Genomic DNA, 19,748 nt, shown 5'->3' with positions numbered 1-19,748 from the left:
GCTCCGGGGCCCCTCGCCGTGCCCGTGGTCCGCGCTGGTCGGACGCCGGTCAGACCGCGGCTGCCGCCCCGTCCCCGGCGTCGGCCGCCTCGACCTCCTCGCGGGTGATGCCCAGCAGGTAGAGCACGGTGTCCAGGAACGGCACGTTGACCGCGGCGTCCGCGGCCCGCCGCACCACCGGCTTGGCGTTGAAGGCGACCCCGAGGCCCGCGGCATTGAGCATGTCGAGGTCGTTGGCGCCGTCACCGATGGCGACGGTCTGACTCAGCGGCACCCCGGCCTCCGCCGCGAAGCGCCTGAGCAGCCGGGCCTTGCCCGCCCGGTCCACGACCTCGCCGGTCACCCGGCCGGTGAGCTTGCCGTCCACGATCTCCAGGGTGTTGGCGGCGGCGAAGTCCAGCCCCAGGCGCTCCTTGAGGTCGTCGGTGACCTGCGTGAAGCCCCCGGAGACCACGCCCACCTGGTAGCCCATCCGCTTGAGCGTGCGGATCAGCGTGCGGGCCCCGGCCGTCAGCCGCACCTCCTGGCGGACCTTGTCCACCACGGACTCGTCCAGCCCCTTGAGCAGGGCGACCCGGGCGTGCAGGGACTGCTCGAAGTCCAGTTCGCCGCGCATCGCCGCGGCCGTCACCTCGGCGACCTGGTCCTCGCAGCCCGCGTGCGCCGCGAAGAGCTCGATCACCTCGTCCTGGATGACGGTGGAGTCCACGTCCATGACCACCAGGCGCCGCGCCCGGCGGTGCAGGCCCGCCGACACCACGGCCACGTCCACCCCGCGTTCGTGGGCCTCCAGGGCCAGCGCGGGGCGCAGCGTGTCGGTGGCGACACCGGACACGGCGAACTCCACCGCCGTGACCGGGTACTTCGCGAGCCGGAAGATGCGGTCGATGTTGCCGCCCGTGCCGGTGATCCGGGCGGCTATGGCCGCCGTGGACTCCGCGGTCAGCGGGTGCCCCAGCACCGTCACATGGGAGCGGCCCTCGCCGCGCGGCCGGTTGTCACCGATGCCGGAGATGATCTCGGCCTGCAGGCGCATCGTCTCCGCCCACGCGTGCACCGTCGCGCGCAGCTCCCCCTCCACGGAACGGTCCGTGGGCGCGGGCACCAGGGCGCAGAGCACGATGCGCCCCCGGGTGACGACCTGCTCGATGTCGATGACGTTCACCTGGAAGCGGGCCAGCGTCTCGAAGAGCCCGGCGGTGATCCCCGGCCGGTCCTTCCCGAAGATCTTGACCAGCAGTGTCGGCACATTGGCGGCGGTGGCAGCGGTCGCCTGCGATGCGTCGTTCATGGTCTCTCCACCGTATCGGGCAGCGTGCCCGGGACGGACATGTGTTCCGCCTGGCGGACACCGTCCGTGGTCAGCGGCGGCCCCCGGGCGCGCCGGGCGGTGGCGGGCCCTCGCGCCACGGGCCGCGTGACGGGCCGGGCGGAGGCCCCGGGGGAGGACCGGGCGGCGGGGGCAGTGGCGCCCCGGTGACGGTCCGCGCGGAATGCGGCGACTGGCCCTGGGGCGGTGGGCCCTGCGGTGCCTGACCCTGCGGGGGCTGCCGGTAGGGGTTGGACCCGGCGTCCGGGGGGCCGTAGCCGGGGCTCGGGAGGTACGGCCCGGGCTGGTAGGCGATGCCCGGATACGTGCGGGAGCTGCTCTCCCCGGCCGCAGCCTCGGCCGCCCGGCGCAGCGCGTACGGCGACACCCGGCGCCCGGCCGTGCCCGTCAGCAGTGTCAGCAGCGCCCCCGCGCCGCCCGCCACCGCCCCCCACGCGGCGCCCAGCAGGAAGGCCAGGGGAAGGCTGCCATGCAGGTCGACGCCGGCGCCCACGGCGTCGAAGCCGAAGACCGAGACGCCCGCGTTCACCGAGACGCCCGTCACCCACACCAGCAGCGGGAAGGCGAGCGCCGTGGCGAGGCCGAGCCGCACCGCGCAGCGCCCCGCGTACCCGGCCCGTGTCGACCCCCACAGCGGGGTGCGGGCGGCCGCCAGCGCCCCCGCTGCCAGCATCATCAGCGCCGCGGCGACGGTCAGCAGCCACACCCGCTGGTCGTACTCGGCCAGCCTGGCGGGGGTCACCGGCTCCCGCACGCTGGTCGACAGCAGCCGGTCCAGCGGATCCGGGAGCACCTTGGCCAGCTCGCCGGTGGCCGTGCCCCGCCAGGACACGAACAGCCCGAGCGGCACCGCCAGCCACACCCCGTTGGGCGCCCCCAGCAGGGCGGCCCCGGCGATCCGGCCCGGCTCGTCACCCGTCACCGCCGCGTACCCGGCCGCGGCGCAGCCCGCGACGACGGCCAGCAGCAGGACCCAGCGCAGCGCCGACGCTGCGGGCCGGACGCCGCGGTGCAGCCCCTCCAGGGCGGGCGGCAGCGGCGTACGGCGCGAGGTGAGCAGCGCCAGCAGCAGGACGACCAGCACCCACAGCAAGCCGCCCAGCAGGGTGCGGCCGGTGGCGACGTGGAAACTCACCGACGCCTTGGCGTCGATCAGGTCCTGCAGCCCGTCCCCGAGGCCGCCGCCGAGGTCACCGATGCCCGGCAGCCGGTCCGTCAGGCCGCCGCCCCTGTCCCCGCCCAGCGCGGCGCCGTCGAGCGCGATGGTGTCCTCCCCCGCCCACGCCAACGCGCCCAGCAGCGCCACGAAGAGCACCACCACCGTCCCGGCCCGTGCGGCGAGTTCACCCCCTGGGACGGTCAGCCCGGCCCCGCGCAGGGACCGCAGGAACACCCAGGCGAGCAGCAGGGCCCCCACGAGGCCGACGCCCAGCGGCATGAGGTCCAGCCGGCCCTCGCCGCCCGCGCCGTCCAGCCCGAACACCGCGACGTCACCGGAGGGGACGACCTTGCCGCCCACCGCCATCGCGACCACGGCCGCCGTCATCGGCCCGAGCGAGCCCGCTGTGTCCGCGCCGAGCAGGTGCAGGCCCAGCGCGGCGGCCCCCACCATCCCCAGGTACGCCCAGCTCACCGCGGCGACCGCGGAGAGCAGCACACCGCCCCAGGGGGCCGGGCGCCCCGGGCGCGCGGGCGCGTTCGAAGGTGTGGAGGTGTACGCGGTCATGCCCGCCCCCGAGGTCTCGCGTCCGAACCGCCTGCGATGCATGGTGCCCTGATCCGTCGTGATCCGCACGGTTCATGGGCGGTTACCACTCTCCGGTGGTGTTTCGGTGGCGTCAACGGCTTCTCGGAAGAGGGTTCATATCACTCCTTCGGCGTGACTTCCTGACGAGTGGGCGTGCCTGGAATAGTTCCTCCCGATGTTCGCAATCCCTAGACTCCCCTCATGGGGAACTCGGGGGACAACTTTGTGGGGCTTGGGGTGCCTGGACTCGTACTCGAACTGAACGGACGGACCTGGGCGCTCGATCCGGCCAGGTCGTACAGCCTCGGCCGGGATCCGCAGTCGGACGTCGTCCTCGACGACGCGCGGGTCTCCTGGCGGCATGCCACCATCCGCCGCGGCGAGCGTGGTTGGGTCATCGAGGACCTCGGCAGTACCAACGGCACCTATGTGCAGGGCCAGCGCGTCCACGCCTACGACGTCGCCGCAGGGGCCGCCGTCAACCTCGGCAACGCCACCGACGGCCCGCGTCTGAACTTCAGCGGCGGTGCCGCGGCCGGCGGCGACATCTACAGCGCCGAGACCGCGCTGGCGAACCCGCAACAGGCCCGCCAGTCCGGACCGGCGGCGCAGGCGGCGCCTCACAACTCGGTGGCCCCGCCGCGACAGGGCGGCTGGGGGAAGGGGTCGTCCGCCGCCCACGTGCCGCAGCCCTCGTCGGGCCCGCGGCCGGACCAGCGGGGGCCTCAGGCGTACATCCCGTCCCCGCACGGGCCGTCGGGCGCCGGCGGCGCGCCGCCCGTCTACGGTGACCGCAGCCCGACCACCTTCCACCACCTCGTGCTCGGCCGCGTCATGAAGATCGGCCGTGCCCTGGAGAACGACCTGGTCGTCTCCGACCTGCAGGTCTCCCGTTTCCACGCGGAGTTCCGGGCACACCCCGACGGCCGCTACGAGATCGTCGACCTGGGCAGCCACAACGGCACATATGTCAACGGCCAGCCGATACAGCGTCATCTGCTGGGGCCCAACGACATCGTGGGCGTCGGCCACTCCACCTTCCGGCTCGTCGGCGACCAGCTCGAGGAATTCGTCGACACCGGTGAGATCTCCTTCTCCGCCCGCCGGCTCACCGTCCGCGTGCCCCAGGGCAGTACCACCAAGACCATCCTCAACGATGTCTCCTTCGGCGTCCCCGAGAAGTCGCTGATCGCCGTCATCGGCCCGTCCGGCTCCGGCAAGTCGACGCTGCTGCGCGCCCTGACCGGCTACCGCCCGGCCGAAGAGGGCGAGGTGCTGTACGACAGCCGCAACCTCTACAAGCAGTTCGCCGAGCTGCGGCAGCGCATCGGTCTCGTCCCGCAGGACGACATCCTGCACAAGGAGCTGACGATCCGCAGAGCCCTGCGCTACGCGGCCAAGCTCCGCTTCCCCGGCGACACCAAGGCCGCCGAGCGCGAGGCCCGCATCGACGAGGTGCTGCGCGAGCTCAAGCTCGACGTGCACGCCGACAAGCGCGTCACCTCGCTCTCCGGCGGCCAGCGCAAGCGCGTCTCCGTCGCCCTGGAACTGCTCACCAAGCCCTCTCTGATCTTCCTGGACGAGCCCACCTCCGGCCTCGACCCGGGCATGGACCGCGACGTGATGAAGCTGCTGCGCGGCCTCGCGGACGACGGCCGCACCGTGCTCGTCGTGACCCACTCGGTGGCCGAACTCGCCCTGTGCGACAAGCTGCTGGTGATGGCGCCGGGTGGCGCCGTGGCCTACTTCGGCCCGCCCGAGGAGGCGCTGAACTTCTTCGGCTACGAAACCTGGGCCGACGTCTTCTCCGCCTTCGAGAACTACCGCGACTACGACTGGTCCGGTCGCTGGCGCGGCTCCCAGCACTACCAGATCTACGCCGCGGACCTGGACGCGGTCGCCCCGCAGTCCGTAGGCGCCGCACCGCAGCGGGCCAAGCCGCCCAAGCCGCAGAGCTGGCCGGCCCAGTTCGTCACCCTCGTCCGCCGCTATCTGTCGGTGATCGCGTCCGACAGGGGCTTCATGGCGCTGATGGTGATCCTCCCGGCCGTCCTCGGCCTGGTGAGCGTGGTCATCCCGGCGAAGTCCGGTCTGGCGCCGCCCGACGAGGCCGGCAAGTTCAACGCCGACGCGGGCACCATCATGCTGATCATCGCGGTGGGCGCCTGCTTCTCGGGCGCCGCCAACTCGGTGCGCGAGCTGATCAAGGAGCGGGTGATCTACGAACGGGAACGCGCCACCGGCCTGTCCCGCTCCGCGTACCTGCTGTCCAAGGTCTTCGTACTCGGCCTGATCAGCGCCCTGCAGGGCGTCATCATCTGCGCGATCGGGCTGTCGGTGCGCAGGCTCCCCGACGAGGGCCTGATCGTCAAGAGCTTCCCGGCCGCGGAGATCACCCTGGTGGTCATCGCGCTGGGCTTCACCTCGATGATGTTCGGCCTGGTCATCTCCTCGCTGGTGAAGACCGCCGAGAAGACCATGCCCCTGCTGGTGATGTTCGCGATCGTCCAGGTCGTCTTCACCGGCGTCCTGTTCCAGATCTTCGGCACCGCCGGCCTGGAACAGGTCGCCTGGCTGATGCCCTCCCGCTGGGCCGTCGGCGCCGCCGGCGCCACCCTCGACCTCGGCCGGCTCATGCCGCCGTGGGACCAGGCCAAGCCCGACAACCTGGACCCGCTGTGGGAGCACTCGGCGAGCCAGTGGGGGTTCGACATGGCGATCCTGCTCGGCATCGCCCTCTTCTGCGGCATCCTCGTCCTGAGGCTGCTGCGCCGCCACGAGCCCGAGGTCATGCGCAAGTAGCGGCCCCGCGTACGCCAACGGAAGGCGGCGGCCCCCCCGAGGAGGGGAACCGCCGCCTTCCGCATGTCCGCGCCGGCCGGCTCAGTACCAGTGGTTGGCCTGCCAGAACGACCAGGCGCCGCAGGGGCTGCCGTAGCGCCCGTTCATGTAGTCCAGACCCCACTTGATCTGCGTGGCCGGATTGGTGCGCCAGTCGGCGCCCGCGGAGGCCATCTTGGCGCCCGGCAGCGCCTGGACCAGGCCGTACGCGCCGGAGGAGGGGTTGACCGCGTAGGGGTTCCAGGTGCTCTCGTGCATCACGATGTTGGAGAAGCACTGGAACTGCGCCGCGTCACCGATGATCTGCTGCGCCATCTGCTGCGGGGTGCCGGACGGCGCGGCGGGCGCCTGCGGCGCGGCCGCGCGCGGTGCCGGTGCCGAGGCCGCGTGCCGCTGCTGCGGGACGAGGGCCCTGCGCTCGTGGCTGCGGTTGGCGGCCTGCTGCTCCTGCCGGCTCGCGTGGGCCCGGTGCGCCAGGTGGGCGGCGTGGCGCGCGTGCTCCGCGGCCTGGCGCTTGCGCGTCGCGGCCTGGTGCGCGACGTGGGCGGCGTGCTGCTTCGCAAGGACCTTGCGGTGCGCGACGTGCGCGGCGTGCTGCTGGGCCGCGGCGGACCGCGCCTGTCCGGTGGCCGCTTCCGCCGCCCTGCCGGAGGCCTGTGCCGTCCCGCTGGTCCCGGTCACACCGGTGATGGCCAGGACGCCCACACCGGCCGCGGCGATGCCGGCGGCGGAGTACTTGTGGGTCTTGGTCAGACGGTCGAACTTCGGGATCGTCGGGAGCTGCATGGGGGAGTGACCTCTTCCATTCGGCTGCGCGCGCCCCATTCCGCCCTCGGGCAAGGAGAAGCGCCGCGTGTCGAACGCGGCGCGGAGCGACCCGAGCATTCTTAGCCCCGGCGAATTCTCCGACCAAACCAACCCATTACTACCCGAAGTCGTAGTGGCCGGACCGGCCGGATACGGCACACGCGTACCTCCGGCCGTTCGCGCCGCCCGCTTCCTACTACGCGCCTTCGTACGTGACGTACGTCCTGTGCCCCGCCTCACAGGCGCGTCGCGCACCGCGACCGCGACGCGACGCCACGTGCCCCGGACGGGCCGGTCGGGGCAGCAGCAGGTTGACGTCCCCGAACCCGTGCCAGAGGCAACCCGCCCCCGCGGCCTCGTGGCCCCGTTCCAGCAGCTCCCGCCCGGCCACCGCCTCCTCGACCGCCACCGGCATGACGTGTCATAGCCCCGCCGCCAGGCCGGCGCCCGGCGCTGCCCCCACCGCAGGAACGGGCCCGTCCCGGGCACCTCGGTCGCCCACAGCGCCGGGGGAAGGAACTTCGGCCTAGGTCCACGGACCGGCGACGCTCGGCCACCCGGCCGATCCTGCCGGCCGCACCCCGCCGGTACGGTGATGTCATGTCCAGCCGATCGTCCCGACGCGGCATCGAGGCGGTGAGCGCGGCCGTCCTCGCCATGAGCCGGCACCTGGAAGTGCGCGAGGTCCTGCAGACGATCGTCTCGTCCGCCCGCGAACTGCTCGAGGCCGAGTACGCGGCGCTCGGCGTGCCGGACGACCACGGCGGCTTCGCCCAGTTCGTCGTCGACGGCGTCAGCGACGAGCAGTGGAAGGCGATCGGCCCGCTGCCCCGGCAGCACGGCATCCTCGCGGCGATGCTGCACGAGGCCACCCCGCAGCGCCTGCCCGACGTGAAGCGCGACCCCCGCTTCGGCGGCTGGCCGTCCGCGCACCCCGACATGGCCGACTTCCTCGGCATGCCCGTGGTGGACGGCGATGAGATCCTGGGCGCCCTCTTCCTGGCCAACAAGCGCTGCGCCACCCGCCCGGGGGAGGACGGCCGGGGCTTCACCGAGGAGGACGAGGAACTGCTGCGCACCCTGGCCGCGCACGCCGCCATTGCCCTCAGCAACGCCCGCCTGTACGAGCGCAGTCGTGAGCTGACCCTGGCCGGGGAACGGGCCCGCATCGCCCACGAACTGCACGACGCCGTCTCGCAGAAGCTGTTCTCGCTGCGGCTGACCGCCCAGGCCGCGTCCGCCCTGGTGGCCCGCGATCCGGCACGCGCCCGCGAGGAGTTGAAGCAGGTCGCCACGCTCGCCGCCGAGGCCGCCGACGAACTGCGCGCGGTCGTGGTGGAGTTGCGGCCCGCCGCGCTGGACGAGGACGGCCTGCTGGCCACCCTGCGCACCCAGGTCGACGTCCTGGACCGGGCGCACTCGGCCCGCGTCTCCTTCGCCCACCGCCAGGTCCGCGCCCTGCCCGCCGCCCAGGAGGAGGCGCTGCTGCGGGTCGCCCAGGAAGCCCTGCACAACGCGCTGCGCCACGCGGACGCCGCCTCGGTGACGGTGCGCCTGGAGGGCCGGGGCAGGGGAGCGGTGCTCACGGTGCGCGACGACGGGCGGGGCTTCGATCCGTCCGCGGTGCGCCGCGCCGGCCGTCACCTGGGACTGGTCTCCATGCGGGACCGGGCCGACGGGGTCGGCGGCGGACTGACGGTGGACTCGGCGCCCGGCAAGGGCACCGTGATCGAGATGGAGGTGCCCGGTGGCTGACGGCCCCATTCGCGTCCTGGTGGTCGACGACCACCAGGTGGTCCGCCGCGGCCTGCGGACCTTCCTCGAGGTGCAGCCCGACATCGAGGTGGTCGGCGAGGCGGGGGACGGCGAGGAGGGCGTGCAGCGCGCCGGGGAACTCGCCCCCGACGTGATCCTGATGGACGTCCGGATGCCGGGCGTCGACGGCATCGAGGCTTTGCGCCGGCTGCGCGACAACGGCACCAAGGCCCGCGTCCTGGTTGTGACCAGCTTCACCGAGCAGCGCACCGTCGTCCCGGCGCTGCGCGCGGGCGCGGCCGGGTACGTCTACAAGGACGTGGACCCGGACGCGCTGGCCGGCGCCATCCGCTCGGTGCACGCCGGTCATGTGCTGTTGCAGCCGGAGGTCGCCGACGCCTTGCTCTCCCCGGAGGACAACGGCCCGGGGCAGGGTCGCGGGAGCACCCTCACCGACCGGGAGCGCGAGGTGCTGTCATTGATCGCGGAGGGCCGCTCCAACCGGGAGATCGCCCGCGCCCTGGTGCTGTCGGAGAAGACGGTCAAGACCCACGTGTCGAACATCCTGATGAAGCTGGACCTCTCCGACCGCACCCAGGCCGCCCTGTGGGCGGTGCGGCACGGCATCGGCAGCTGACCCGGCGGCACCAGCCGGCCCAGCGGAACCGGACGGAATACCGGACGAACCGGACGGAACCGGACGGCCCATCCGGGCACGCGCCGCCGCGAAAGCCGGGGCGCTTAGCGGTAGGACAAGCGGATCGTCGCGGTCCGGAGTGAGATTCATACCGTCGGGTGTATGTCGCCCGGATGGCGCAACCTGGCCGGGCGTGGGCCGTTCTCCATGGCGTGCTGCGGCGACTGCCGCGGCACCCATGCAAGGAGGGTCAAGAACGTGAAGAACCTGCACAAGGCCGCCGCCGTCGCCATGGTCGCCGGAAGCCTCGCCATGGTCGGCGCGGGTGCCGCCTCCGCCCACACCGGTGGCGCCCAGGCCCACGGTGGCGCGAAGAACAGCCCCGGTGTGGTCTCGGGCAACGTCATCCAGGTGCCGGTGCACGTCCCGGTGAACGTCTGCGGCAACACCATCAGCGTCATCGGTCTGCTGAACCCGGCCATCGGGAACGTCTGCGTCAACCGCTGACCCAGGACGCCACCCCACGGCGCGGCCGTGACCACCGGCCCCGGAGCGCTCCGCCGCCCCGGGGCCGGTCCGTTCGCGCAGCTCGGGGACCTTCGGCGGTACGGCGCGCGGCGCGCCGCGGTGCGACACGCGGATTCCGCCGTACGGAGGTTTCCGGCGCCCTCCCCGTGTCACCGCCCCGGGCTCCGCGTTCCTCACAGTGCGGCTCCTCGAACCGGGCCGCGCCATCACAGGAGGAACAGTTTCATGAACAGCGCCAAGAAGGCCGCCCTGATCATCGCCGCTGCCGGTGCGGCCGCTGCCGGTTCGGCCGGTACCGCGCTCGCCGACTCCCACGCGGGTGCCGTGGCCGCCGGCTCGCCCGGTGTGCTCTCCGGCAACGTGATCCAGGTTCCGGTGAACATCCCGATCAACCTGTGCGGCAACACCATCAACGGTCTTGCCCTTCTGAACCCCGCGATCGGCAACGTCTGCTTCAACCGCTGACGTGCGCGGACGGAAGGCCCCGTGGACAGCGTCGTCCGCGGGGCCTTCGCCCGTTGACGGCCGGCCTCAGCCGCGGCGCCGCTCGGCCTCCTCGACGTACGCGTTGTACGCCGCCACCTGCGCCCGCCGCGCCGTACGCTCCACGGGCCGCAGCAGCTCCGCCCGGGCGGCGATCTCCGAGGCGCTGACCGCCGCCCCGTGCCCGGCCCGCGCGCCCGTCGCGATCCCGACCAGAGCACCCACCCGCTGGGCCAGTTCCAGCACCCGCACCGCCCGCGGGGGATACCCCGGCGCCAGCACCTCGCGGCCGCGCGCCGCCCGCGCCCGGTACGCCTCCAGAGCCTCCTGCGCCGCCGGGCCCGCGCCGGCCACGTCCAGCCGCGCCAGCGCCTGTGTGGCGTCCCGCAGTGCCTCCGCGAGCTCCCGTTCCGCCTCGCCCAGCGACGGCACGTCCGCCGGCGGAGCGTCCCGCACCTCCAGGCACCGCCACTCGACCGACACGTGCACGTCCCCACGCGGCCCGGCCTCCGTGACCTCCGGCACCAGGCCGATGGCCGGTCCGCCGACGGCGATGACCGCCTCGCCCGCCGCGAGTGCCCGCGCGTTGAACTCCGGCGGCCCGCTGAGCCCGAGCGGGTGTCCGGGCACCGGGAGCGCGATCCGCAGCCCGGACACGCCGAGCGCGCGCAACCGTCCCAGCCCCAGCGTCAGCCCCACCGGGCCGTCCTCCCCGGGGAGTCCGGAGATCCGGTGGGCCGAATCGTCGGCGATCACTTCCTGAGCTGCGTCATCCGGCGCGGCAAGTCCGGCAATCAGGGCATTTCCCCAAGCCGCCAGCCGTCCTGAGCGAGGTTCGTCGAGCATCCCCCCAGCCTAAGGACTGGGGTGCCCCGGGGGTGGCGTAGATTTCCTGGGGCAGCGCCTACAGGTGCTCACGACGGCAGACATGCGATCGGGAAGTGGGAGACAACACGCTCATGAGCGATGTTCTGGAGCTGGTGGACGTATCCGTGGTCCGAGACGGCCGGGCTCTGCTGGACCAGGTCTCCTGGTCGGTCGCCGAGGGCGAGCGATGGGTCATCCTCGGTCCCAACGGCGCCGGCAAGACGACTCTGCTGAACATCGCCTCGAGCTACCTCTTCCCGACCTCCGGCACCGTCCAGATCCTCGGCGAGAAGATGGGCGGCGTCGACGTCTTCGAACTGCGCCCCCGCATCGGCATCGCGGGCGTCGCCCTGGCCGAGAAGCTGCCGCGCAGGCAGACCGTCCTGGAGACCGTGCTCACCGCCGCGTACGGCATGACCGCGCACTGGCAGGAGAGCTACGAGCAGGTCGACGAGGACCGCGCCCGCGCCTTCCTCGACCGGCTCGGCATGAGCGACTACCTCGACCGCAAGTTCGGCACCCTCTCCGAGGGCGAGCGCAAGCGCACCCTCATCGCGCGCGCCATGATGACCGACCCCGAGCTCCTCCTGCTGGACGAGCCCGCCGCCGGCCTCGACCTCGGCGGCCGCGAGGACCTCGTCCGCCGCCTCGGCCGGCTCGCCCGCGACCCGATCGCCCCCTCCATGGTGATGGTCACCCACCACGTCGAGGAGATCGCCCCCGGCTTCACCCACGTCCTGATGATCCGCCAGGGCAAGGTCGTCGCCGCCGGCCCCATGGAGACCGAGCTCAGCTCCCGCAACCTCTCCCTGTGCTTCGGCCTCCCGCTCGTCGTCGAGCGCCGGGGCGACCGCTGGACCGCCAGCGGGCTGCCCCTGAAGTGACCCCTGAAGTGACCCGCTGAGGGCCACCCGCGCACGAAGCCCCGCGCCAAAAGCGTCGGGGAGAGCCGTCGCACCCTGTCACAGATCCACTGCGGACCCCTACGATGGGCCCGTGGACGACTGGTTGTGGTGGCTGATCGCCGCCGTGGGGCTGGGTATTCCGCTTGTGGTGACCGCGATGCCCGAGTTCGGGATGTTCGCGGTCGGAGCCGTCGCCGCCGCGATCGCGGCCGGCCTCGGCCTCGGCATCACTCCGCAGGTGCTGATCTTCGTCATTGTCTCGGTCGCGGGCATCGCCGTCGTACGCCCGCTGGCCAACCGGAGCCGCGCGCAGCGACCGGAGTTGCGCAGCGGCATTGACGCGCTCAAGGGCCGCCAGGCCGTCGTCCTGGAACGGGTCGACGTGCACGGCGGCCGGATCAAGCTCAACGGCGAGGTCTGGTCGGCCCGCGCCCTCGACGCGGGACGGGCCTTCGACCCCGGCGAGAGCGTGGACGTCGTCGAGATCGAGGGCGCGACGGCCGTCGTGGTGTGATCGCGTGCGCCCCGCACCGGAGACGGCACGGGAATTCGCCGAACCCGGCCCGCCTCCGCGCGGGTTCTGCCAGACTTGATCATGTCTTCGTACGGATAGTCACCGGCAAACGGCGTGGGAGTGGACGTGCAGCCGATCATCATCGTCCTGATCATCCTGGTGGTGCTCGTCTTCATCGCGCTCATCAAGACGGTCCAGGTCATCCCGCAGGCCAGCGCGGCGATCGTCGAGCGCTTCGGCCGCTACACCAGGACCCTGAGCGCGGGCCTCAACATCGTGGTGCCGTTCATCGACACCATCCGCAACCGCATCGACCTGCGTGAGCAGGTCGTGCCGTTCCCGCCGCAACCGGTGATCACCCAGGACAACCTGGTCGTCAACATCGACACGGTCATCTACTACCAGGTCACCGACGCGCGGGCCGCCACCTACGAGGTCGCCAGCTACATCCAGGCGATCGAGCAGCTCACCGTCACCACCCTCCGCAACATCATCGGCGGCATGGACCTGGAACGGACCCTGACCTCCCGTGAGGAGATCAACGCGGCCCTGCGCGGCGTCCTCGACGAGGCCACCGGCAAGTGGGGCATCCGCGTCAACCGCGTCGAGCTCAAGGCCATCGAGCCGCCGACCTCCATCCAGGACTCGATGGAGAAGCAGATGCGCGCCGACCGCGACAAGCGCGCCGCCATCCTCACCGCCGAGGGCATCCGGCAGTCCCAGATCCTCACCGCCGAGGGCGAGAAGCAGTCCGCGATCCTGCGCGCCGAGGGTGAGGCCAAGGCCGCCGCCCTCAAGGCGGAGGGCGAGGCCCAGGCCATCCGCACGGTCTTCGAGTCCATCCACGCGGGTGACCCCGACCAGAAGCTGCTCGCCTACCAGTACCTGCAGATGCTGCCCAAGATCGCCGAGGGCGAGTCCAACAAGCTCTGGATCATCCCGAGCGAGCTCAACGACGCCCTCAAGGGCCTCGGCGGCATCGTCAACCTCCCCGGAGCCCCGGGCAGCGGCCCCAACAACGGCGAGGGCGGCACCCGCCGCGAGACCCCCCGGCTCGACAAGGACTGAGCAGCGCGGCGGCCGCCGCAAACGCGTATGACATGATCCGTGCGCTCGGGCTCCCCCGGTCCCGCCGGGGGGAGGGGAGCCGCACCGACCATGGAGACGCCTATGACCTACTGGGAAGCCCTGGCCGTGTTCGCGGCCGGAATCGGGGCCGGCACCATCAACACCGTCGTCGGCTCCGGCACGCTCATCACCTTCCCCGTCCTGCTGGCCGTCGGCCTGCCGCCCGTCATGGCCAACGTCTCCAACACCCTCGGCCTCGTGCCCGGCTCCGTCAGCGGCGCCATCGGCTACCGGCGTGAACTCGCCGGACAGCGCACCCGCCTGCTGCGCCTGGGCGCCGCCGCACTCGTCGGCGGACTCACCGGGGCCGTCCTGCTGCTGACGCTCCCCTCCCAGGCCTTCGACACGATCGTGCCGGTCCTCATCGGACTCGCCCTCGTCCTCGTCGTCGTCCAGCCCCGGCTCACCCGCGCCCTGCAGGCCCGCCGGTCCGGCAACGGCACCCACGTCCCCGAGCACGGCGGCCCGGTCCTGCTCGGGGGACTCCTCCTCGCCGGCATGTACGGCGGCTACTTCGGCGCCGCCCAGGGGGTCATCTACCTCTCCCTGATGGGCGTCCTCCTCGAGGAGTCCTGGCAGCGGATCAACGCGGTGAAGAACGTCCTCGCGCTGATGGTCAACGGGGTCGCCGCGGTGTTCTTCGTCTTCGTCGCCGACTTCGACTGGACCGCCGTCGCGCTCATCGCCGTCGGGGCCGCGCTCGGCGGTGTCCTCGGCGCCCGCATCGGCCGCCGCCTGCCGCCCGTCGCCCTGCGCGGCGTCATCGTCGTCGTGGGCCTCGTGGCGATCACCCAGCTCCTGCTGAAGTAGCCGGGCGACCGCCTCGGGGCTCAGGGCTCAGGCCGGCAGCGCGAGCCAGTGCGGAACGCCCTCACGGTCCTTCAGCCCCAGGTGCAGCAGCAGCGCGTCCGCCGGCGTCGGCTCGAACGGCTGCGTCAGCAGCCGCATCCCCGCCTGCTCCGGCGTACGGTCCGCCTTGCGGTGGTTGTCCTCCGCGCACGACGCCACCGTGTTCAGCCAGGTGTCCCCGCCACCGTGCGAACGCGGCAGCACGTGGTCCACGGTCGTCGCCCGCCGGCCGCAGTACGCGCACCTGTGCCGGTCCCTGACCAGCACACCCCGCCGCGACCACGCCGCCCGTTGTCGGAAGGGCACCCTCACGTACCTGCAGAGCCTGATCACCTGCGGCACCGGTACCTCCACCGCCGCCGCGCGGATCCGCAGCCCGGGATGAGCCTGCTCGACCACGGCCTTGTCCTGCATGACCAGCACCACCGCACGCCGCAGCGACACAGTCGACAGCGGCTCGAAGGTCGCGTTCAGCACCAGCGTCTCACGCACGTCGCCCACCCCTCGGGTCCATCCCCGCCCCGGCGGCGAGGTGGCTCCACTGTGACCGGGCGATACCCGTGCGGACAACGCAATTTCCGCACGTCAAAGCGAACAGGAAGAAACAGGAAACAAAACAGCGGACCCTGGGGCCGGCCACCCCGGGCGCCCACCCCCGTAGGGTCAGGGGCGCCCGGAGCGCGGCGATCGGCGTGGACGCCCGGGCGCATGACCGGGCTCCGGCGGACGGCAGGCAGGTCGCGCGGCGAGAACCGCACAGCGCAACGCCCCGCCGCCCCCGCCACTGCGGTGCCGACCCCCGGTGACGGTCAGGTCACCAGGCAGACACCACAGTGCGATGCGGGAGCGCCGGGGCGCAACGGGATTTCGGGACGCCCGGCCCGCGGCCGGGGCGACACGACTACTGCGGATTCTCGTACTCGCCGATCAAGTTGGCCCGCGCGATCGCGTGGAACCGCAGGTTGAAGCCGACGACGGCGGGCGACACGTCCCCGTCCGGCCCCAGCTTCTCCTGGTCCACCGCGTACACGGTGAACACGTACCGGTGCGGCCCGTCGCCGGGCGGCGGTGCGGCACCGCCGAAGTCCCTGCTGCCGTAGTCGTTGCGCACGTGCACCGCACCCTCGGGCAGCCCCTTGAAGCCGTCGCTGCCGGCGCCCGCCGGCAGCTCCGTCACCGACACCGGGATGTCGAAGAGCACCCAGTGCCAGAAACCGCTTCCCGTGGGCGCGTCGGGGTCGTAACACGTGACGGCGAAGCTCCTGGTCCCCTCGGGGAAGCCCTCCCACCGCAGGTGAGGCGAGACGTTGCCCTTGGCGTAGACCTGGGAGTCCTTCAGCGTGCCACCCGGCTCGATGTCATCGCTCACCACCGCGAACGACGCCACCGGCGGATGGAAATCGTGGGGGAGCGGCCGCCGCTGCTGTTCGGTCACCTCGGTACCTCCTGCTGATCGCGAAACGCGCTTCCGCCCGCCGATCCTAGAACCAGTTGCGCTTCCCGCCGACCTCGGCCAGCCATTGGTTGAGGTACCCCGCCCAATCGGTCGTGTGGAAGTTGTTCAGGTCCACCGTGAACGAGCGGAAGGCGTCGCTGCCCTCGCTGAACAGCCCCGGCTTCTTGTCCATCTCCAGGACGACGTCCATCTCGTGACCGTCGGCGACGAAGCTCAGCTCGACCTGGTTCAGCCCGCGGTACTGCTGCGGCGCGAAGAACTCGATCTCCTGGTAGAACGGCAGCCGTTGCCGCGTGTTGCGGATGTGCCCGCGCTCCAGGTCCGCGTTCTTGAAGCCGAAGCCCAGCTGGCCGAACGCGTCGAGGATCGCCTGCTGCGCCGGCACCGGATGCACGTTGATCGGGTCGAGGTCACCGGAGTCCACCGCTCGGGCGATCGCCAGCTCCGTGGTCACCCCGACGCTCATCCCCGTCAGGTGACGCCCCAGGAAGGTCGTGATCGGGGTCTCCCACGGGATCTCCAGCCCGAACGGCACCACGTGCACCGCACCCGGCTGCACCTCGAACGCCCCGCCCAGCCGCTGCCGGTGGAACTCGACGTCCTGCTTGTACTCCGTGTCCTGGCCCTCGACCTCGACGCGGGCCTGCAGGCCCACCGACAGCCCCTCGATCTGCTGCGGCACCGAGCCGCCCTGGATGCGGACCTCGCCTTGGACGACCCCGCCCGGGACGACGTTCGGCTCGTTGAGTACCGTCTCGACCGACGCGCCACCGGCGCCCAAGCTCGCAAGCAGCTTCTTGAAGCCCACGATGTCCCTCTCCCTTTACTGGCGGTTGCCTCGGTCCATACGAACGTGGCCCCACCCCGAACGGTTCCATTACTCTCGTACCGCATGATCCCCCCTCCTGAAAGCACCCCTCTCCCCAGGTCCTTCTTCGACCGGCCGGTGCTGGAGGTGGCTCCCGACCTCCTGGGGCGAACGCTCGTACGCAGGACGGACGACGGCCCCGTCGCGCTCAGGCCGACCGAGGTCGAGACCTACGCCGGCCCACTCGACCCCGGCTCCCACACCCACCGCGGACGCGCCGACCGCAACGCGGTCATGTTCGGCCCGCCCGGCCACGCGTACGTCTACTTCACCTATCGCGTGTCGAGGCGGTCAGCATGAACGTCGACCTCCTCGCCCACCCTGCCGAAGAGGTCGCTCCCAAGCTGCTCGGGAGTCTCCTCACCTGCAAGACCCCCGAGGGGACCGTGAGCATCGCCATCACGGAGACCGAGGCGTACTCCGGTACGGCTGATCCAGCTTCCCACGCCTACCGGGGCCGGACACCCCGCAACGCCGTCATGTTCGGACCCGCAGGACACCTGTACGTCTACCGCTCCCACGGTCTTCACTGGTGCGCCAACGTCGTCACCGGGACGGACGGCATCGCCTCGGCTGTCCTCATCCGGGCAGGCAGGGTCGTCGAGGGGGAGGACCTGGCACGCGAGCGGCGAGGGGAGAGGGTCGAAAGCCCACGGCTTGCCCGAGGTCCGGGGAACTTCTGCCAGGCACTCGGCATCACGGCGGAACACAACGGCGCAGACCTCCTGACAGGCACGTCGGTCATGTTGTCCGAGGGCGAGCCGGTACCTGCCGCGCTCATCCAGGTTGGTCCTCGGGTCGGCGTGAGCAAGGCCCACGACTGGCAACACCGCTTCTACCTCGCCGGTGATCCAACAGTCTCGGCGTACCGGCTGAGCCCCAGAGCCAAGCCGCCCGGCGGAGCCTGAGCCGTCACCTACGACGGACCAGCCGTTCCGGTCGCACAGCGACCGACTCAGCTCGACCCGTTGTGTCAGGTTCCCGCCCTTGGACTCCTCGCCCCTCGGGGTGGGGCCGAGCCTGGCGCAGATGATCGCTCGCCCTGCACGTCGCCTGCGCTCCGCAGGGCGACCCCGGCGGAATCCTGCCGGGGCGGAGACCTCATCGAGGGCGTCGATCCCGCGAGCGCCGGGTCACCTCACGACGCCCCCACGACCTCACCCAGGGGCCCGCCCGCCTCGCCACCGCACTCGACATCGACCGCGCCCTCAACGGCGCCGACGTATGCCTGGCGACCCCGCCGGTTCCGCCTTCCGCGTCCTCACCGGCACGCCGCCCGACCCCGCGGCGGTCCGCACCGGACCGCGCACCGGCGTCAGCGGCGGCGCCGCCCACCCCTGGCGTATCCGGACTGGCGGCGACCCCACCGTCAGCCGCTACCGCGCACCGGGGGGCGCAAAAGGAGTCGAGCGGAACGCGTAGTCTCGGAAAGACTCCGTACGAACGAGTACGAGGCACCGAACGACACCAGGAGGCACGAGAACCGTGACGGACATCGTCGACGAGCTGCGGTGGCGAGGGCTGATCGCCGTTTCCACCGACGAGGACGCACTGCGCAAGGCGTTCGCGGACGGCCCGGTCACGGTCTATTGCGGCTTCGACCCCACCGCTCCCAGCCTCCACCTCGGCAACCTGGTGCAGATCCTCACCATCCGCCGGCTCCAGCTGGCCGGCCACCGGCCGCTCGCCCTGGTCGGCGGCGCCACCGGTCTGATCGGCGACCCCAAGCCGACCGCCGAGCGGACGCTGAACGACGCCGGTGTCGTCGCCGGCTGGGTCGAGCGGATCCGCGCCCAGATCGAGCCCTTCCTCTCCTTCGAGGGCCCGAACGCCGCGGTGATGGTCAACAACCTCGACTGGACCTCGGGCCTGTCGGCCATCGAGTTCCTGCGCGACATGGGCAAGTACTTCCGGGTCAACAAGATGATCGCCAAGGAGGCCGTCGCCCGCCGGCTCAACTCCGAGGCAGGCATCAGCTACACGGAGTTCAGCTACCAGATCCTCCAGGGCATGGACTTCCTGGAGCTCTACCGCCGGTACGGCTGCACCATGCAGACCGGCGGCAGCGACCAGTGGGGCAATCTGACGGCCGGCATCGACCTCATCGGGCGCGTCGAAGGCACCTCCGTGCACGCCCTCGCCACCCCGCTCATCACCAAGGCCGACGGCACGAAGTTCGGCAAGACGGAGTCCGGCACGGTCTGGCTCGACCCCGAGATGACCACGCCGTACGGCTTCTACCAGTTCTGGCTGAACGCCGACGACCGCGACGTGTCCAAGTTCCTGCGCATCTTCAGCTTCAAGTCGCAGGCGGAGATCGAGGAACTGGAGCGGCTCACCGAGGAGCGGCCGCAGGTTCGCGCCGCACAGCGTGCCCTCGCCGAGGAGCTCACCACCCTTGTCCACGGTGCCCAGCAGTGCGCCGCGGTGATCGCCGCGTCCAAGGCACTTTTCGGCCAGGGCGAACTCGCCGAGCTCGACGAGCGGACCCTCGCCGCGGCGCTCGGCGAACTGCCGCACGCCAAGGTCGCCGAGCTGGCCTCCGTCGCCGACCTCTTCGCCGAGGTCGGGCTCGTGGCCAGCAAGTCAGCGGCCCGCCGCACCATCAAGGAGGGCGGCGCGTACGTGAACAATGTCAAGATCGGTGACGAGGACGCGACGCCCGGGGCCGCCGACCTGCTGCACGGCCGCTGGCTCGTGCTGCGGCGCGGCAAGAAGAGCCTGGCGGCCGTCGAGGTCGCCGGCGGCTGACGTCGGCCGGTTTTCCACGTTTGAGCGGCGGCGGAGCTTGACTCCGCCGCCGCACTTGCGTAACGTAGCCCGAGCCGCTTGAGACGGTGCGCCCGGTTCGTCCGGATCCTCCGATCGGCGGTCACTCACCACGACGACATCACCCCGAAGATTTCGGGCGCACTTTCGTGCTCTCGAATTTCATTGGCGTGGAATCGAACGGCGAGTGCGGGATGAATTCGCATGACGCGAAGGAATCCGCTAACGTAGTGAATGTCGCCGAGGCGGAAACGCCGAAAGCGA

General features: G+C 71.8%; 19 protein-coding genes and 1 pseudogene. 13 read left to right on the top strand and 7 right to left on the bottom strand.

Features of this window, described 5'->3' with window-relative positions; translation table 11 throughout:
- Window positions 1-49 precede the first annotated feature (49 nt).
- Together serB and ACRWNP_RS20835 are read right to left on the bottom strand one after the other, a co-directional pair.
- Window positions 50-1,291, bottom strand: coding sequence for a phosphoserine phosphatase SerB (gene serB / locus ACRWNP_RS20840; RefSeq protein WP_431963516.1), 1,242 nt, complete (start codon window positions 1,289-1,291; stop codon window positions 50-52).
- A 70-nt stretch (window positions 1,292-1,361) separates the two neighbouring features.
- On the bottom strand, window positions 1,362-3,098 hold the full coding sequence (locus tag ACRWNP_RS20835) for a streptophobe family protein (RefSeq protein ID WP_431963514.1): 1,737 nt from the start codon (window positions 3,096-3,098) through the stop codon (window positions 1,362-1,364).
- A gap of 180 nt (window positions 3,099-3,278) precedes the next feature.
- On the opposite strand from ACRWNP_RS20835, the gene ACRWNP_RS20830 reads away from it, so the two are divergent.
- Window positions 3,279-5,879, top strand: coding sequence for an FHA domain-containing protein (locus ACRWNP_RS20830; RefSeq protein ID WP_431963512.1), 2,601 nt, complete (start codon window positions 3,279-3,281; stop codon window positions 5,877-5,879).
- A gap of 81 nt (window positions 5,880-5,960) precedes the next feature.
- On the opposite strand, the gene ACRWNP_RS20825 is transcribed toward ACRWNP_RS20830, so the two are convergent.
- The gene (locus ACRWNP_RS20825) at window positions 5,961-6,704 is read right to left on the bottom strand and encodes a transglycosylase SLT domain-containing protein (RefSeq protein ID WP_431963510.1); all 744 of its coding nucleotides are present in this window, start codon (window positions 6,702-6,704) and stop codon (window positions 5,961-5,963) included.
- 621 nt (window positions 6,705-7,325) lie between these two features.
- Here ACRWNP_RS20825 and ACRWNP_RS20820 point away from each other — a divergent pair.
- The 4 genes from ACRWNP_RS20820 to ACRWNP_RS20805 all read left to right on the top strand — a co-directional run bounded on the left by ACRWNP_RS20820 (window position 7,326) and on the right by ACRWNP_RS20805 (window position 10,110).
- Window positions 7,326-8,480 carry a GAF domain-containing sensor histidine kinase gene (locus tag ACRWNP_RS20820; RefSeq protein ID WP_431963508.1) on the top strand — a complete coding sequence of 385 codons (1,155 nt, stop codon included), beginning with the start codon at window positions 7,326-7,328 and terminating at the stop codon, window positions 8,478-8,480.
- A complete protein-coding gene (locus tag ACRWNP_RS20815; RefSeq protein ID WP_431963506.1) occupies window positions 8,473-9,117 on the top strand; it encodes a response regulator in 645 nt (214 codons plus the stop codon). Before ACRWNP_RS20820 ends, ACRWNP_RS20815 begins: the two co-directional genes overlap by 8 nt.
- A 258-nt stretch (window positions 9,118-9,375) precedes the next feature.
- Complete coding sequence (locus ACRWNP_RS20810) at window positions 9,376-9,624, top strand: chaplin (protein WP_361795778.1); 249 nt, start codon at window positions 9,376-9,378, stop codon at window positions 9,622-9,624.
- A 246-nt stretch (window positions 9,625-9,870) separates the two neighbouring features.
- Window positions 9,871-10,110 carry a chaplin gene (locus ACRWNP_RS20805; RefSeq protein ID WP_431963504.1) on the top strand — a complete coding sequence of 80 codons (240 nt, stop codon included), beginning with the start codon at window positions 9,871-9,873 and terminating at the stop codon, window positions 10,108-10,110.
- Between the two features lie 66 nt (window positions 10,111-10,176).
- Here the strand turns inward: ACRWNP_RS20805 and ACRWNP_RS20800 are convergent, their stop codons facing one another.
- The gene (locus ACRWNP_RS20800) at window positions 10,177-10,974 is read right to left on the bottom strand and encodes a hypothetical protein (RefSeq protein WP_431963503.1); all 798 of its coding nucleotides are present in this window, start codon (window positions 10,972-10,974) and stop codon (window positions 10,177-10,179) included.
- A 113-nt stretch (window positions 10,975-11,087) separates the two neighbouring features.
- On the opposite strand from ACRWNP_RS20800, the gene ACRWNP_RS20795 reads away from it, so the two are divergent.
- The 4 genes from ACRWNP_RS20795 (at window position 11,088) to ACRWNP_RS20780 (ending at window position 14,352) form a co-directional block, all read left to right on the top strand.
- A complete protein-coding gene (locus tag ACRWNP_RS20795; protein ID WP_431963501.1) occupies window positions 11,088-11,879 on the top strand; it encodes an ABC transporter ATP-binding protein in 792 nt (263 codons plus the stop codon).
- Between the two features lie 124 nt (window positions 11,880-12,003).
- On the top strand, window positions 12,004-12,414 hold the full coding sequence (locus ACRWNP_RS20790; protein WP_431963657.1) for an NfeD family protein: 411 nt from the start codon (window positions 12,004-12,006) through the stop codon (window positions 12,412-12,414).
- Window positions 12,415-12,540: 126 nt separating this feature from the next.
- Entirely contained in the window at window positions 12,541-13,482 is a 942-nt protein-coding gene (locus ACRWNP_RS20785; RefSeq protein ID WP_431963499.1) for an SPFH domain-containing protein, read from the top strand.
- A gap of 102 nt (window positions 13,483-13,584) precedes the next feature.
- Entirely contained in the window at window positions 13,585-14,352 is a 768-nt protein-coding gene (locus ACRWNP_RS20780; RefSeq protein ID WP_431963497.1) for a sulfite exporter TauE/SafE family protein, read from the top strand.
- A gap of 27 nt (window positions 14,353-14,379) precedes the next feature.
- On the opposite strand, the gene ACRWNP_RS20775 is transcribed toward ACRWNP_RS20780, so the two are convergent.
- From ACRWNP_RS20775 to ACRWNP_RS20765, 3 genes are all read right to left on the bottom strand, one after another.
- Entirely contained in the window at window positions 14,380-14,883 is a 504-nt protein-coding gene (locus tag ACRWNP_RS20775; protein ID WP_431963495.1) for an HNH endonuclease, read from the bottom strand.
- A gap of 409 nt (window positions 14,884-15,292) precedes the next feature.
- Window positions 15,293-15,826, bottom strand: a complete 534-nt coding sequence (locus ACRWNP_RS20770) for a YbhB/YbcL family Raf kinase inhibitor-like protein (protein WP_431963493.1) — start codon at window positions 15,824-15,826, stop codon at window positions 15,293-15,295.
- 46 nt (window positions 15,827-15,872) lie between these two features.
- A complete protein-coding gene (locus ACRWNP_RS20765; RefSeq protein WP_431963491.1) occupies window positions 15,873-16,655 on the bottom strand; it encodes a sporulation protein in 783 nt (260 codons plus the stop codon).
- Between the two features lie 84 nt (window positions 16,656-16,739).
- Between ACRWNP_RS20765 and ACRWNP_RS20760 the strand changes: the two are divergent.
- The 4 genes and pseudogenes from ACRWNP_RS20760 to tyrS all read left to right on the top strand — a co-directional run.
- Window positions 16,740-16,991 (top strand): annotated as a pseudogene (locus ACRWNP_RS20760) (DNA-3-methyladenine glycosylase); the annotation flags it as partial.
- Window positions 16,992-17,011: 20 nt separating this feature from the next.
- Window positions 17,012-17,623 carry a DNA-3-methyladenine glycosylase gene (locus ACRWNP_RS20755; protein ID WP_431963489.1) on the top strand — a complete coding sequence of 204 codons (612 nt, stop codon included), beginning with the start codon at window positions 17,012-17,014 and terminating at the stop codon, window positions 17,621-17,623.
- Window positions 17,624-17,757: 134 nt separating this feature from the next.
- A complete protein-coding gene (locus ACRWNP_RS20750) occupies window positions 17,758-18,204 on the top strand; it encodes a DNA-3-methyladenine glycosylase (RefSeq protein ID WP_431963655.1) in 447 nt (148 codons plus the stop codon).
- Entirely contained in the window at window positions 18,201-19,466 is a 1,266-nt protein-coding gene (gene tyrS / locus ACRWNP_RS20745; protein ID WP_431963487.1) for a tyrosine--tRNA ligase, read from the top strand. Before ACRWNP_RS20750 ends, tyrS begins: the two co-directional genes overlap by 4 nt.
- Window positions 19,467-19,748: the final 282 nt, after the last annotated feature.

This window comes from Actinacidiphila sp. bgisy160 (genome assembly GCF_965342435.1).
GTDB lineage: Bacteria > Actinomycetota > Actinomycetes > Streptomycetales > Streptomycetaceae > Actinacidiphila.
The sequence above is the reverse complement of the archived record's forward strand: the minus strand, read 5'-3'. Positions and strand labels throughout refer to the sequence as shown.

Bases quoted from the DNA above. Each gene is read 5' to 3' on its own strand.
- serB (WP_431963516.1), bottom strand. From the start codon at position 1,291: ATGAACGACGCATCGCAGGCGACCGCTGCCACCGCCGCCAATGTGCCG.
- ACRWNP_RS20835 (WP_431963514.1), bottom strand. From the start codon at position 3,098: ATGCATCGCAGGCGGTTCGGACGCGAGACCTCGGGGGCGGGCATGACC.
- ACRWNP_RS20825 (WP_431963510.1), bottom strand. From the start codon at position 6,704: ATGCAGCTCCCGACGATCCCGAAGTTCGACCGTCTGACCAAGACCCAC.
- ACRWNP_RS20830 (WP_431963512.1), top strand. From the start codon at position 3,279: ATGGGGAACTCGGGGGACAACTTTGTGGGGCTTGGGGTGCCTGGACTC.
- ACRWNP_RS20780 (WP_431963497.1), top strand. From the start codon at position 13,585: ATGACCTACTGGGAAGCCCTGGCCGTGTTCGCGGCCGGAATCGGGGCC.
- ACRWNP_RS20800 (WP_431963503.1), bottom strand. From the start codon at position 10,974: ATGCTCGACGAACCTCGCTCAGGACGGCTGGCGGCTTGGGGAAATGCC.
- ACRWNP_RS20805 (WP_431963504.1), top strand. From the start codon at position 9,871: ATGAACAGCGCCAAGAAGGCCGCCCTGATCATCGCCGCTGCCGGTGCG.
- ACRWNP_RS20820 (WP_431963508.1), top strand. From the start codon at position 7,326: ATGTCCAGCCGATCGTCCCGACGCGGCATCGAGGCGGTGAGCGCGGCC.
- ACRWNP_RS20755 (WP_431963489.1), top strand. From the start codon at position 17,012: ATGAACGTCGACCTCCTCGCCCACCCTGCCGAAGAGGTCGCTCCCAAG.
- ACRWNP_RS20795 (WP_431963501.1), top strand. From the start codon at position 11,088: ATGAGCGATGTTCTGGAGCTGGTGGACGTATCCGTGGTCCGAGACGGC.